The 14116-nt window shown below is 38.3% G+C and carries 11 protein-coding genes; 5 read left to right on the top strand and 6 right to left on the bottom strand.

Annotated features, from left to right (window positions below):
- Window positions 1–53 precede the first annotated feature (53 nt).
- The gene (locus tag PO903_RS07015; RefSeq protein ID WP_273592985.1) at window positions 54–1136 is read left to right on the top strand and encodes a GGDEF domain-containing protein; all 1083 of its coding nucleotides are present in this window, start codon (window positions 54–56) and stop codon (window positions 1134–1136) included.
- Window positions 1137–1211: 75 nt separating this feature from the next.
- Here PO903_RS07015 and PO903_RS07010 read toward each other — a convergent pair whose 3' ends face one another.
- Window positions 1212–2189, bottom strand: coding sequence for an aldo/keto reductase (locus tag PO903_RS07010; protein WP_273592984.1), 978 nt, complete (start codon window positions 2187–2189; stop codon window positions 1212–1214).
- A gap of 209 nt (window positions 2190–2398) precedes the next feature.
- Window positions 2399–5116 carry a copper amine oxidase N-terminal domain-containing protein gene (locus PO903_RS07005; RefSeq protein WP_273592983.1) on the bottom strand — a complete coding sequence of 906 codons (2718 nt, stop codon included), beginning with the start codon at window positions 5114–5116 and terminating at the stop codon, window positions 2399–2401.
- Window positions 5117–5481: 365 nt separating this feature from the next.
- Between PO903_RS07005 and PO903_RS07000 the strand changes: the two genes are divergently transcribed.
- Window positions 5482–6036 carry a hypothetical protein gene (locus PO903_RS07000; RefSeq protein WP_273592982.1) on the top strand — a complete coding sequence of 185 codons (555 nt, stop codon included), beginning with the start codon at window positions 5482–5484 and terminating at the stop codon, window positions 6034–6036.
- A gap of 153 nt (window positions 6037–6189) precedes the next feature.
- On the opposite strand, the gene PO903_RS06995 is transcribed toward PO903_RS07000, so the two are convergent.
- Both PO903_RS06995 and PO903_RS06990 read right to left on the bottom strand, forming a co-directional pair.
- Entirely contained in the window at window positions 6190–6609 is a 420-nt protein-coding gene (locus PO903_RS06995; RefSeq protein ID WP_069329663.1) for a universal stress protein, read from the bottom strand.
- A 37-nt stretch (window positions 6610–6646) separates the two neighbouring features.
- Entirely contained in the window at window positions 6647–7627 is a 981-nt protein-coding gene (locus PO903_RS06990) for a magnesium transporter CorA family protein (RefSeq protein WP_137224535.1), read from the bottom strand.
- Between the two features lie 205 nt (window positions 7628–7832).
- Between PO903_RS06990 and PO903_RS06985 the strand changes: the two genes are divergently transcribed.
- Window positions 7833–9431, top strand: coding sequence for a peptide ABC transporter substrate-binding protein (locus PO903_RS06985; RefSeq protein ID WP_273592981.1), 1599 nt, complete (start codon window positions 7833–7835; stop codon window positions 9429–9431).
- A 77-nt stretch (window positions 9432–9508) separates the two neighbouring features.
- Here the strand turns inward: PO903_RS06985 and PO903_RS06980 are convergent, their stop codons facing one another.
- Window positions 9509–10219 carry a hypothetical protein gene (locus PO903_RS06980; RefSeq protein WP_273592980.1) on the bottom strand — a complete coding sequence of 237 codons (711 nt, stop codon included), beginning with the start codon at window positions 10217–10219 and terminating at the stop codon, window positions 9509–9511.
- A 159-nt stretch (window positions 10220–10378) separates the two neighbouring features.
- On the opposite strand from PO903_RS06980, the gene PO903_RS06975 reads away from it, so the two are divergent.
- Together PO903_RS06975 and PO903_RS06970 are read left to right on the top strand one after the other, a co-directional pair.
- Complete coding sequence (locus PO903_RS06975; RefSeq protein WP_273592979.1) at window positions 10379–12196, top strand: ABC transporter substrate-binding protein; 1818 nt, start codon at window positions 10379–10381, stop codon at window positions 12194–12196.
- A 120-nt stretch (window positions 12197–12316) separates the two neighbouring features.
- Window positions 12317–12841 carry a GNAT family N-acetyltransferase gene (locus PO903_RS06970; RefSeq protein WP_273592978.1) on the top strand — a complete coding sequence of 175 codons (525 nt, stop codon included), beginning with the start codon at window positions 12317–12319 and terminating at the stop codon, window positions 12839–12841.
- A gap of 770 nt (window positions 12842–13611) precedes the next feature.
- Here PO903_RS06970 and PO903_RS06965 read toward each other — a convergent pair.
- Window positions 13612–14109, bottom strand: coding sequence for a hypothetical protein (locus PO903_RS06965; RefSeq protein ID WP_273592977.1), 498 nt, complete (start codon window positions 14107–14109; stop codon window positions 13612–13614).
- Between the last annotated feature and the right edge of the window lie 7 nt (window positions 14110–14116).

Below are 14116 nucleotides of genomic sequence, written 5' to 3'. Positions count from 1 at the left end.
ACATGAATGTGCAAGATTGCACATCTTAAATCTTGAGGCTGTATGGTGATGTTATGAATAAACAGTCCAAATGGATACATCAGTTTTTCAAAGTATACTGGATTGTCATTGGTGTCCACTTTTTCTCTCAGTGGGGTTCTTTTGTCTTTTTAGATTATGACGATGATGCTTATCATTTCTATATCTATATTCTAATTATGCCTACTCTTTTGATGAGCTTAGTCACTTTGATTACAAGATGGATATATATCCGTTGGAATCATTTATCTTTTTACGTGTTATTCAGTGCAAGTACGCTAATCACATGGACGATTATTTATCTCAACTATGATATTCGTATTATTACAGCACTATGTTTGTTACCGATCTTATCAGCTGTTGTCTTTTTCAGACGTTGCTTGTTATGGATTCCTTCTGTATTACAGCTTATCGCATTCACTTCATTGTATCTAGCCGATTCACATTTTCGCAACTATCTCTCGTCCTTTGACGTTATCGCTGTCATTTCTTTTATTATTGTAAGTACGTTTATCGCTCATATTATTGTAGCTAGCGGTATAGAAATTCTAGCCGATTTGCAGTTAACCATGTCTGCCAAGCAAGATCTAATTGTCAAAAATGCTATTATGAGCAAGCTTTCCAAAACAGATGGTCTGACTAATCTGTATAACCAGATTTCGTTTCGAGATTATTATAATACGGCTTTTGATTATGCGACCAAAGGTGCTAAGCTTCATCTAGCATTGATCGATATTGATGATTTCAAAGTCATTAATGATACGTATGGTCATCAAGCAGGAGATACTATTCTTGGCAAAGTCTCTCAAGTGATTCAGCAACATATGTCTTCTAGCGATATAGCGGCTCGCTATGGTGGCGAAGAATTTGCACTGCTTTTGTTCGATCAGACATTTGAAGAAGCGTATGCACTGGTTGAAAGTATACGAAGTAGTGTTGCCGAATTACAACATCTTGAAATGAATGGCAAGTCCGTTACTGTCAGTATTGGACTGCAAAGTTATGGCTCGGAGAAGACCAAAGAGCAACTCTTTGAACAAGTCGATACGTATCTGTATGAGGCAAAGCGTACAGGTAAAAATAAAACAGTGACTGCTCCTCATACGGAAGTAAGTTAAGTCACCAAGGTATAATAAACAAAAAACACTCCAATCCTTCTGTGCAAAAGGGTTGGAGTGTTTTTTTGATTTATATTAGAATCCTGTGACAGGATGCGGAATATATGATTCTTCCAGACGGTTGATCTCGTCTTCTGTTAATACTATATCTACAGCAGCCACAGCATCTTGTAAATGATGTAATTTGGTTGCTCCTACAATTGGTGCGGTAATCGGCTCTTTTTGCAATACCCATGCTAGAGCGACTTGCGCGCGTGGAATATCACGTTCCGATGCAATCTCTGCCACTCGTTCTACCACTTTGCGATCGGCTTCAGCACTTGCCTTGTAAAGACTTTGACCAAAGCTATCACTTTCAGAACGTGAAGTCTCTTCTTCCCAATCCCGGGTTAAGCGGCCGCGTGCCAATGGACTCCACGGAATAACACCGATGCCTTCTTCTTTGCATAAAGGAAGCATCTCACGTTCTTCTTCTCGATAGAGCAAGTTCACATAGTTCTGCATCGAAACAAAGCGTGCCCAGCCATTTTGCTTGGAAATATCTAAAGCTTTCATAAACTGCCATGAAGCCATAGATGAAGCACCAATATATCTTGCTTTCCCTGCTTTGACAACATCATTAAGAGCTTCTAGTGTTTCTTCTATAGGTGTATTCAGGTCCCAGCGATGAATCTGATACAGATCTACATAATCCGTTCCCAGACGTTGTAGACTATGATCAATCTCCGCCATAATGACTTTGCGAGAAAGTCCTCCACCATTAGCGCCCTGACGCATTTTGCCATGGACTTTGGTAGCGATAACGATCTCATCTCGGTTTGCATACTCTTTGAGCGCTTTTCCGACGATCTCTTCACTCGTACCATCTGAATACACATTGGCTGTATCAAAAAAATTAATCCCTGCTTCCAAAGCTTGCTTGATAAAAGGACGACTGCTCTGCTCATCTAAGGTCCATGGATGTGCTCCACGATCAGGTATTCCATAACTCATACATCCCAAACAAATTCGCGATACATCGAGACCGGTACGACCTAACTTTACATATTGCATCAATGTCCCTCTTTTCCGCCCTGAGGCAAGTTTGCATGATCTAGCGAATAGATAGATGTTTACTTACTTATCATAACCAAAAATAGACATATTGAGCCACATTATTTTGATATCGCTAGCGATCTTTATCCAATCTGGAAATAGGAAAAAAGCAAGCTCTTTCGGTGAATACCGATAAAAGCTTGCTTAAAAAATAATCTTTTTTTCTTTTATTGAGTGATCATTTGAGCTTCTCTAGAAGCTACAGAGAGAGCATTGATTGTAGCTGAACGTCCATCAGCAATCGATAGAACAAACGCTTTGTACGTCACTCCTGAGCGAATAGCAGCACCATTTACATCTACATCTGTGGTTGTAAAGGTCCACTCGCTATATACCCCTTGCGTTACTGTCTTATAATTGCGTTCACTCACACGATTCGCATCTGCCAATGAGAAATTACTTGAGCTTGCAGACGGTACTAGCATTACAGCATAGTTAGCAATACCGTTTTCACCTGCTGGTTTGGAGAATGTCACTTTGATTCCTCCATTAGTTGCACTAGCATTAACATTAGTCACTGGAGCAACCGTTGATGACTTGATCGTAAAGTCATTAGATGCGCCAGATAAGGTGTTAACCGAGCGTACCGAACCATCTGCTACGCTTAATACATAGACACGATAAGCTACCTCTTTCACAATCGCATTTCCGTTGTAGTCTTTCGTACTTGTGGTTAAAGCTTGTGTCACTTTAGTCGCTGTTTTGGCAATACGTGTATAATTGGCTGCGGCTGTATTGTTAGCTGTAGTGAGATTAAATGAACCGGCTTGGTCTGCACGTACTACATAGACACGATATTCCGAAATACCTGTATCATTAGCCGGTACAAAACTAAATGTAATATCGGATGCTGTATTGGTCGAAGCGCTATTGGTAGTCGCTACGTTATTTACAGCCGATGTTGCGCCATTTGATGTTAATGTAATAACAGAAGATGCACTAGATAATGAGTTATTGCCAGAAGCACTACCTGTACCTGTTGTTAAGACAAACACCTGGTAATTGGTACCATTTTTAATGAGGTCACCATTTACATCTTTTGATCCGGCACTGAACGCAACCGTACGATTCGAACCATTTTTGCTGATTTGCAAATAGTTAGAACTGGATACGCTATTTGCTGTAGAAAGATTGAATTTGCTCGCATTGATCGATTTAACGACCATAACACGATAATTATTCACTAATCCTTCATCACTTGCTTTGTTAAATGTCACTTGCAGATCGCGTCCATCTCCGTAATCGCTAATATCACTAACAGCGATGCCACTCACATTGCCTACCGTCCGATCACCTGTCTCTAGTGTCAGTGTAGAAGATGCGGAAGATAAGCTATTCGCATAAGAACCTGAACCAAGCGCCATCACATAGATACGATAAGGCACATCATTCACAATCGTGTCTCCACCACTGTCTTTAAGCGATGTTGCTAGCGTCACAGTGCGATCGCTACCTGTTTTGGATACATCGATGTATCGACTAGATGCCAGACCATTAGCAGTCGCAATATCAAAATCTCCAGATACTTTACTTCGAACGACAAATACACGATAGCCACTGATTTTGGACTCTTCAGAAGACTTGGTAAAAGTCACTTGAATATCGCGTCCGTCTGCAAAATTACTTACATCTTCTACTTTAGTGATAGAAGGTGCTTCTACTGTACGTCCTAATGTTAATGAATTAGAACCTGCGGATATTCCAATATTATCGCCACCACTTGTGATCGAGATAACAAATACAGTATAGGCTGTTCCTGTTGTAATTAACTCACCAGATGTATCACGCGTTGTGTTCGTTAAGCGTGTAGTCGGGTTAGAGCCTGTTTTGTTAATCGTTGTATAGTTAGAATTGCTTATTTTAGCTGCTTCTGTTGTGCTAAAGCTTCCTGCACTTGTTGTTTTTACAACAAACACACGGTAATTGCTTAATTTACTCTCATCGCTTGCTCTGGTAAAACTGACTGAGAAATCTCGTCCATCGCCATTGTCAGAGACATCACTTGCTTTAACATCTGTAGCTATCGCAGAAGCTGTAGCCACAACGCCCAAAGATACGTTCGGTGAACTTACAGATAAAGAGCTATTATATCCACTTGCGCCTACTGCCAATACATAGACACGGTAATTTACATTTTTCTGAATCAATGCGCCGTCTGTATCACGGGCTTGAGGCATTAATGTGATTGTATAATTGCTACTGCCTTGCGGAATGCCTGTATAATTCGCCGCAGGCACTGTTAATGCTGTATTGACGTTAAATGTATTACTATTAGCTTTGACTACCAGAATTCGATATTGACTGATTCCTTTAGTGCTAGCAGAAGCCGGAAAGCTAATTTCTAAATCATTTCCATTTCCTTGTTGTCCTACAACTTTGGCATTTACATAAGGTACAGGTGAGATAGAAGTCGATGGAGTGGTTGGTGTAGTGGGTGTGGTCGGCTTGGCATTCGTAGTCGTAATACTCACGGTCTTCGTAGATGCGTTCCAGCCTACTTTCTCGCCTAACGATTCACTAACAAAGCGTAACGGTACAACCGTTCTTCCTTTAATCGACTTAGCAGGTACATCCAACGTAACCTTTTTGCCATTGATGGTTGCTGTTCTAGAACCTAAAGGTAATACAATCGTGGTGCCATCTTTGATTGCAGTGACTGTTTTGGTACTTTGCTTCCAAAGTACTTTCGCGTCTAACGCTTCGAAAACACCTCTTAATGGTACCATCGTCCGATTCGCTGACATTACAGGTGCCTGATCTGTTGTTAGCTGAACTCCGTCAATTGTAATTTTAATAGGTGTTGCTGCGCTGACGGATGGTGTATGTAGACCTCCGCTTACCGTCAAAGCTGTAACTAATACTGCTGAACAAATCTTCTTTTTCATTTGTATTCATCCTCGTTCCCCCGAAATAGTGCCAAACGCTATCTGCCAAGCTTGTCTTTTATTCCCCGTCTATTAGACGCACACCGCTCCTGAAAAGTTTCCATGTTTGTTTATTTATTTTGGAATCCTTTTACATGGATAAGTAGGATCTGTGTGTGCATATCTATCGACTATATGTAAGTTATCATCGTTACCTCTACCGAACAACCAAATCTTCGTCATAAATTAGCAACAGTTTTTTAATGATTATCGAAGTTATGATCATTATTTACAAGTTGGATACAATTGGCATTTAAGTTAGATACATTTAACGAGTAAGATAAAGGCAAGACAAACAAACCACCCCACAGAGGAGATGTACAATAATGAACTATAGTAAATGGATCGCTACTTCCGTGATCGCAGGAGTACTATTAACAGGTGCTACGACTACACATGCGGCAACAACTTCTACAACAACACCCAAAGAAACAACGTCTAGCTCTACCACAATGAGTAAGCAATACCCTGTAACCAATGTGAATTACTCTACCGCTCAATTGAAAAAAATCACACAAGCTTTTGCAAATTTTGATGGGTTTGAGACTCCATATGTACCTACACGTATGATCGAAGGCGATGCTTTCCGCAAAGTCAGTGGCATGGGCGATGGTGTAACTTTTCTTTTTAAATATATGACGGTATCTGTCTCTCCACGTGATTATTCATATAGTTATAAAGGCAAAACGGTAACTCTTCCTAATTCCAATAATGTAAAAGCAAAATGGTACAAACCCGATAAAGTAGATATGTTAACATTCAAATTAGATGATCGGTATGTAACGATTTCTTCACCCTATCATTTATTAGGTAAAGCGAAGTTAGAGCAGGTTGCTGTAGATGTTGCCAAATACGTTCCTGTATCTGTTCCCAAGTCATAATATCTGGTTACAATAGAAAAGTGACAATTCAGAGATATGTACGGCAATCGTTAGCATTTATCGCTTAATATTAGACTATCCAAACAACTTAAAAACACGTATACAGAACAGGAGTATTCTTTACACACTCCATCTGTATACGTGTTTTTGGTATTATTTCACAATCAGGACAGGGCATTTCACACCACGAGCGACTTTATGACTGACACTTCCAAGTACCATTTCTTTAAAAGAACCCAATCCTCTGCTTCCCATCACCACTAGATCGAATCCATGATCATTGGCATGTCTGATCAAGCTTTGCCCGGGTTCTCCATGTAATACTTTGATCGTATATGTCGTTTGTTGCTGTTTGAGAAGTTCTTCGATGGGAAAAAGCTTTTGTCGTCTCGAAAGTTCTAATTCATCAATATCGCCATAGCGTAAGACTTCATCACGACTTTTGCCAAAATCAGCGACAAACACTACTTCGATCTCACCATATTGTTGTAACTCCATTAATTTGAGCGCTTCTGTTGTTGCTCGCAATGAATTGTCTGAACCATCTACCGCTAACAATATGTTCTGATACATAAATCAACGTCCCTTCTCTAAGAGATATCCTATATATCTATTCGCTAGGGTGCACAGTCTTTTTACGTGTTTTTTTAGAAGTATGTTCAAGATTCATATCCAAAATATCGCCAGTCAGCCCTTTTCGTTTGAGCCACCAGTAGGTTAAGCCAGTAAGTCCAAAGATTAAGATAAGTGAAGCGAGGTAGCCCCATTTCCACTCTAATTCAGGCATATTTTTAAAGTTCATTCCCCAGATTGCGCCTAATGCTGTCATTGGTGTCAGTAGAACTGTAAATACCGTTAATGTTTTCATAATATTATTTGAACGGTAATTAGCAACATTATCATCAATTTTGAGCAATGTATCAATTTCATGTTCGTATGCTGTTTGAAGCATTTGAATCCGTGCTAATCTGACTTTTAAAGTATGGAATGTCTGAGCATCTTTAACCAGAGCAGGAAAGACTTCTTCAATCGCAAACCGAATTTCTTTCAATGCGACCGTCTGTACATTCCAGCGTGTCATCTGATTGCGCAAATCTACAATTTCACGTAGCAATTTCCCACCATTATTTTCTTTCATTTGAAATTCGATCTCTTTCAATTGCATCTCAATCTCATCCATCCGTCCGAAAAAAGCACGAATAATCGCATTAACGACAAACATAAAGCCATCTACCGGATAATCACAACCCAGAATATACTGATTCCATTCGTGATTGTCCATATTATGAAAGAGCCATGTAGGATCTCCGATCGTTACCAATCGCTTCTCATCAATATAATAATGGAGAATATGAACATCTTCCCAGTGATCTGGATTCATATTGATTGCTAATGTTCCGCTGATATAATTTTCATTCTTTTCTTTATAATAAACAGAAGTAATTTGATTATGTGTACACATCAGACTTTCCTGTGCCCATTTTTGTAAATGTTCATCAAAATCAGGATGCTCCATCAACAGCTTAGCATCTCTCATTTGATACCATGTCCATTTGTCTTGCTCGGCTTGCATCACTTCTACTTTCGCCATTGGATCAGTACCTCCTTACTCTTACTTCTATCATTATGGTATTACCCTATTTCAGTCGTCTGTGACTTACCATTTTGCTAAAGAGGGATAGATATCAATAGCAATCAAAAGATATTTTATATTATTTAGTTCATCACCTAAGTTGTAGAATAGTATGTTATAACTAGAAGGAACGTACTTATTCTGAAGGAGGAACTATCTATTTATGAGAAATACCTACATCACGCGCATATTCATTGTGCTTACATTTGTGCTATTGTTCAGTACGATCACTCCCAGAATGTCACACGCCGAAAGTGATCCATTGCAAACCTTCCGCTTTAATCTGTATTTAGAACCGGTTACTCTTGATCCTGCATTGTCCAGTGATGGAACGACCAGTACGATTATTGAAGCTATTTTTGAAGGGCTTGTTCGCACCAATGCAAATGGCAAAGTGGAACCTGGTGTAGCTGAATCGTGGACCCTTTCACCGGATAACAAAACGTACACTTTCACATTACGTTCGAATGCTCGTTGGAGTAATGGCGATCCACTGGTCGCTGCTGATTTTGTAAATGCATGGAAAAGAGTGCTTACCCCTGCAACCCGTTCTCTATCTGCTTCGTTGCTATTCCCTATCGCACATGCTCAAGATTATTATAAAGGAACGCTTACCGATTCCAGCCAGCTAGGATTTCAAGCATTAGATGATCATACATTACAAGTTGTGTTGCAACAGCCACTCCCTTATTTTCTAGAAACATTAACGTATCCTGCTTATTCACCTATACATACATCAAGCAATACATCTATTCAGAAGAAGAATACCTCTGCTAAGAATATGATCAGCAATGGTCCATTTACTATTCAATCTTGGGCAAAAGGTCATTCCATAACACTGGCTCGTAATCCTCAATATGCACAAGTCGAAAAAGTTCATTTTGATCATGTATTTATTCGCTTTATTAATGATCCTAACAAAGAGTACACCATGTACCAATCAGGTGCTATTGATCGGTCGGGTCTATCAGAAAGCAATATTCCTACGTTTAAAATGACCGATCAGATGAAAAAAGAAATCGTTTATCCAGATACTGCATCCTTATACTATTATGCTTTTAATGTGAAGAAGAAGCCGTTCAATAATGTAAATATTCGTAAAGCTTTTGCCATGTCGATTGAGCGCAAACTGCTGATTAGTCCTAAATCTGCATATGGATTTGTACCTCCAGCGATCAAAGGAGCTACTTCTACTTTTCGCAAAGAGTATCCAGTGACTAATTTTGAGATCAGTTCCAAGCATGCTCGTCAATTATTACAACAAGGGATGAAAGAAGAAAAAATCACTTCTTTACCTGCGATTACATTACTAACGAATGGTGATGGTAATCGATATGTAGCGGATCAGATTACGGATATGTGGAAAAGACATTTAGGTATTACCGTTAAAGTAAAAGAAGAAAATTTCTATACTTTATTAGAAGAAAAACAAAAGAAAAATTATCAGATTGTACGTGGTGGATGGTCAGCGGATTATAACGATCCTGCTGCTTTTCTAGATTTGTTCACCTCATGGAGCAATGAAAATACATCCGGTTGGAAAAACAATGCCTATGATGCTCATATGAAGAAAGCATACAGTTTGACCAATGCCAAAGCTCGTATGAAAGAATATCGTGCTGCCGAAAAAATATTGACCGATCAGATGGTTGCGATCCCACTTTACTATTTTAATACGTATTTTCTACAAAAGTCGAATGTACACGATGTGTATACCGATTACTCGGGTGCTCTCCATTTTGTATACGGGTATAAAAAGTAATACATGCCTGAATCTAAAAAGCATAACTGCCTATCTATAGCAGTTATGCTTTTTAATTATTGTATATGGCTTATGAGCTAAATAGATCGTCTATCACTGGTTGTACGCCATGCAGCAGCTATCATTTTAACAGATTGTTCATCAGGAACATGATCATTATCTTCTTCTCTAGCATCTTCCCATTCGACCATTCGTCCTAGATCTCTAAAATCCAATTCTAACTGTATTTCTTCTAACGTTAATTTTCCTTCTTCCCAAAGGGGTTCTTCTGCTTGGTCTATGTATGCATATGCACGTATTAATGTACCTGATACTGCTTTGACCCAGGCGTAATACTGGACTGTCCGATGATAGCCGAAATAATGAACTTCTCCAAATACCCTACTTAATTCTTGTACCAGTTGCTTGAGTTGCATCACTGTCTGGGCATCATCAGGAAAGGGAATATCATAACTGCTAACCAGTACCCAATCTTCTACTGTAGTCAAAATCCATTGTTCTCTAGTCTGTGGCTGTGGTGGAGAAACGTTAGTTATTTGAGCTAAAATAATATCTATTTCAGATTGAACGGCGATAGAGTCTGTACTTTTAACACGTAACCATGTAGCTTTGTGACCAAAATCGATAACGGTATCTTCTGTTGTGTCTTGCCAAAAGAATAATGCAGGTGGCGGAATATCTAATCCTATTATGACTTTGACTGGTGGCTGCAATGGCTTTGGCTTGATTTGCTGATAGATCCAGTAGCTTAGATAAGCAATAGCTGTGATGAGTAATGCGATCCACATGTATGGGTCTCCATTCGAAATCAATATCAGATATCTATCTATTATATCTATTTTTCTAATCATAACTTACTTTTCTTTACAATTCTTTTTTTGCTACGATGTTGTACATTAGAATCTATAGAGTATCCATTTGAAGATTATCGAAAGGAGCGGGCAGGCTTGCGAATAGCAGAAGATTATGTACAGCTTCGATTGGCTTTTCACCATTATCCAGATCAGCAATCATTTCATATAGCAATGGAAGAAGTAGCACAGGCTTTATTTTGTACAGCTCGTAATGCCAAAATCATCATCACCAAAATGGTAGATGCACAATGGATACAATTTCGCTCCGGTCGAGGTCGTGGACATACTTCTGAGCTTACCTTTTTGTTGCCAGTGACGACTGTATTATTAGATGAAGCCAAGCAACGGGTGATACAAGGAGAGGTACAATCTGCTTTTGAGTGGCTACAACAACATGAAGCACTAGCTGTGGTACGCCCACAGTTTTTGGAATGGCTTATTCGTTATTTTGGATATACAACTCAGCAGATCGGGCAAGATCGTATGATCGAAACGCTACGTTTGCCCATTTATCGACCGATTGTCTCGTTAGAGCCTGCTAATGCGCTATATGCTTTTGATACGCATCTGATCGGTCAGGTCTTTAGTAGACTGGTACATTACGATCCTGTTCAGCGTACATTTACCAAAGACATCGCTCATCACTGGGAAAGTAATTCAGATGCTACTTGCTGGACATTTTATCTGCTCAAAGGTATTTCATTTCACAACGGGCAAGAACTGACGGCACAAGATGTATATACCAGTCTGATACAACTACAATCACCGACTGTGGTTCATCACTGGTTAGGTCAAGATATCGCTCATATTCAAGTGATCACTAGGTATCAAATCCAGATTCAACTACACCGACCGAATACTCAATTTCTTTTTTATATGAGTCATAGTGCTGCATGGATCTTCCCTTCATCTGATGTAGATTCGAATCATGAATTTTCTTTACCTATCGGTTCAGGTCCTTATCAGGTTGTATCACGTCATGCTGGAAAATGTACACTGGAAGTCTTTCCATCGTATTTTGGATACCGTGGTCAGATCGATCGGATCGAGATTATTATTGTACCTGAAAATGAAGCAGAAGCTTGTTTGGGTACTAGCCCCGGGGTACTGACTGTAGTGACAGGAGAGTTCTCGATCCCAGAAAATTTGAAAATGCCTTTAACACAAACAATCACAGGGATATCCACTCTTACTTTTAACCTGCGAAAAGAAGGCATTTTGCAAGATAAGACATTTCGCAATGTGTTAGTAAATGCTATCAATCGCCAGCATATGGTACAAAAATTAGGGGAAACCCGTCTATGTCCTGCGCAAGGATTACAGATCCATACAAACTCTCTACCAACAGCATCTACAGAACATGTGTCGGAGCCAGAAGAATCCATTTCTCTATCTACATCACTGCTAGAACAACTCCAATACACTACATATGCTGGGGAAACGCTACATTTGTATACTTTTAACCGTCATACGCAAGATGCCTACTGGCTTCAACAACAGTATCAGAATTATGGAATAAAGATTGACGTACATATTGTAGAATGGTCAGAAACGATTCAAGTGGCAACGATGGAACAAGCAGATCTAATCTTATTCGAAGCTATGGTTAGTGAAAATCCACTGCATCTGCTTGAATATATTCAGTCGGATCGTAATTTTATAAGACATTCATTGCCTTTAGACATAGTTGCTCAATTGGATCAACTCACCTATTCTATGCTTGCTTCTACAGATCAACATGCGCTTTCACATTGGTCTACTGCTGTGAATCGGCTATTGAGTGATACATGCACAAGTGCATTTCTAGTGGTACGCACAGCCAGTACCATTCATCATCACTCTTTGCGTGGCGTGGATGTTAATCACAAAGGATGGGTCAATTTCGATACGCTCTGGTTCCACCAAACGTAATTTATTAAAGCGATAGAGTCTACTCCGTACTAAAAGTGGAAAGAATGCGTGCTTATTTTGCTATTTTTATGCTTACAGCCAAGCGATAGAATAAAAGGTATAACACGACAGATTTTATACATGGAGGTGGATATCTTGCTACAGACTGTTGTTATCGAACAAGTAAACTCTATTGAACCTTATCTGGATGAAATGTCAGATATGCTCATACAGATTGTAGATGCGGGTGCATCTATTGGATTCCTACCGCCTCTGGAGTACAAAGAAGCTGTAGCCTATTGGGAACAGGTGTTGCAACCTGCAACTCTTTTATACGTTGCTAAGATTAATGATGTGATTGCAGGAACGATTCAATTGCATCTATGTACCAAGCCCAATGGCGATCACAGAGCTGAAGTTGCTAAATTAATGGTGCATCTGGATTATCGTCGTCATGGTATAGCAAGGCTGTTAATGGAGCATGTCGAACAACAAGCACGCTTGGCACAACGAATTCTACTTGTGCTAGATACCCGGGATGGCGACCCTTCTAATCGACTATATCAGTCACTAAGATACAGCCAAGCTGGGCAAATCCCGAACTATGCTAAGTCTGGAACAGGGGGTCTGGATGCTACGAACTTGTATTATAAGAATTTGATATAAGATAAAAAAGGAAATTGGTTCATATAAATGAATCAATCTCCTTTTTTTATCGAAACTTTTATATTGCATTGATTATAGCCACTTTATTTTTGGTGATTCGAAATAGACTCCATTGCTTGCCACAATCAATCGCTTGAGTGTTAGCGGATCGATATAAATATATCCAAAACTCCATTGATTTTCATAATGTTGGTCTATAAATATTTCTATAAAGGTAATAGAACCATGAGTAGATTCAAGTGCTTTGAATTTTGCCATCTCATTATCTGTATTAAATTCTGCTTGATCATAAAGCTTTGAATATATCGAGGATTAGATAAGCATAGTTTTGGTCCTTTATATTCTTTGATTAAAATTGTTTTTAACACCTTACTATCTGATGTAATCCATTACGTACTAAATGTAAATTGAGTACCTACTACCCTCTTTGCTACTAATTCAGAAATAGTAGTAATTCAAGCAGATTTCACAATTTTTTAACTTTTAATCACCAAATAGATATGTTTATACAAAAGAAGAAATCTGGTTTCTAATAGGTATGATTTGCTTATTTTCATCTTTGGCGAGTATAGCAGGTTTATGTAACGCAGTCATTTGATCCGATATTAACAGATTTAAGTCCTAAAACCTGCATAGTAAAAATAGAAGAAATATGAAATACATGAAATTAATTATTCTTAATTCGATTTCTCCTAGTATTTAATTTGAATACATTATTTTATATCAAAAAGTTTACCTACGTTAAGTAGATAAACTTTTTGATTTTTTTATTAAGGTCCATAATAAATTTTAATTTCACTAACATTCTGGTTTTCATCAAATTTATATTGTATCCATGTATCACCATCTATAAATCCATCATTTATATCTAGTATTCTCTTATTATCCTCATATACTTTTTCTACAAGCGATTTTGAGGTTCCTATACCTATTTTTTCACTTCCAATCCGGTAATTTTTATCTGTTATTTTTACATTGGCTAAAAAATAATCTTTTTGATTATTAGTAGAATTTTTATTCATAAAGAATAAACGATAGCCTGGATATAATAAATCTTTTGCATACTTTTTACCATTCTCTGAATCAATTATTTCTTTTTCAAGTAAAGGTCTACCTTTACTTGAAAGAATATCTTTGTAAAAAAAAGAAGTTATTCCTGCTTTCAAAAAATAATCCTTCTCAATTCTTTTTTGATTTCCTAATAAAAAATATATAAACAAAGATACTAAACATACTAAAATTACAATAAATAATTTATTATACTTCAAAATCACT

The sequence above is a fragment of the Paenibacillus sp. PK4536 genome (assembly GCF_028594455.2).
GTDB classification, from domain to species: domain Bacteria; phylum Bacillota; class Bacilli; order Paenibacillales; family Paenibacillaceae; genus Saccharibacillus; species Saccharibacillus nuruki.
The sequence above is the reverse complement of the archived record's forward strand: the minus strand, read 5'-3'. Positions and strand labels throughout refer to the sequence as shown.

What these genes read in the sequence shown, in the direction of transcription:
- PO903_RS06995 (WP_069329663.1), bottom strand. Translation starts at nt 6,609, where the DNA reads ATGTATCAGAACATATTGTTAGCGGTAGATGGTTCAGACAATTCATTG.
- PO903_RS06970 (WP_273592978.1), top strand. Translation starts at nt 12,317, where the DNA reads ATGGAGGTGGATATCTTGCTACAGACTGTTGTTATCGAACAAGTAAAC.
- PO903_RS07010 (WP_273592984.1), bottom strand. Translation starts at nt 2,189, where the DNA reads ATGCAATATGTAAAGTTAGGTCGTACCGGTCTCGATGTATCGCGAATT.
- PO903_RS07015 (WP_273592985.1), top strand. Translation starts at nt 54, where the DNA reads ATGAATAAACAGTCCAAATGGATACATCAGTTTTTCAAAGTATACTGG.
- PO903_RS06990 (WP_137224535.1), bottom strand. Translation starts at nt 7,627, where the DNA reads ATGGCGAAAGTAGAAGTGATGCAAGCCGAGCAAGACAAATGGACATGG.
- PO903_RS06980 (WP_273592980.1), bottom strand. Translation starts at nt 10,219, where the DNA reads ATGTGGATCGCATTACTCATCACAGCTATTGCTTATCTAAGCTACTGG.
- PO903_RS06985 (WP_273592981.1), top strand. Translation starts at nt 7,833, where the DNA reads ATGAGAAATACCTACATCACGCGCATATTCATTGTGCTTACATTTGTG.
- PO903_RS07005 (WP_273592983.1), bottom strand. Translation starts at nt 5,116, where the DNA reads ATGAAAAAGAAGATTTGTTCAGCAGTATTAGTTACAGCTTTGACGGTA.
- PO903_RS07000 (WP_273592982.1), top strand. Translation starts at nt 5,482, where the DNA reads ATGAACTATAGTAAATGGATCGCTACTTCCGTGATCGCAGGAGTACTA.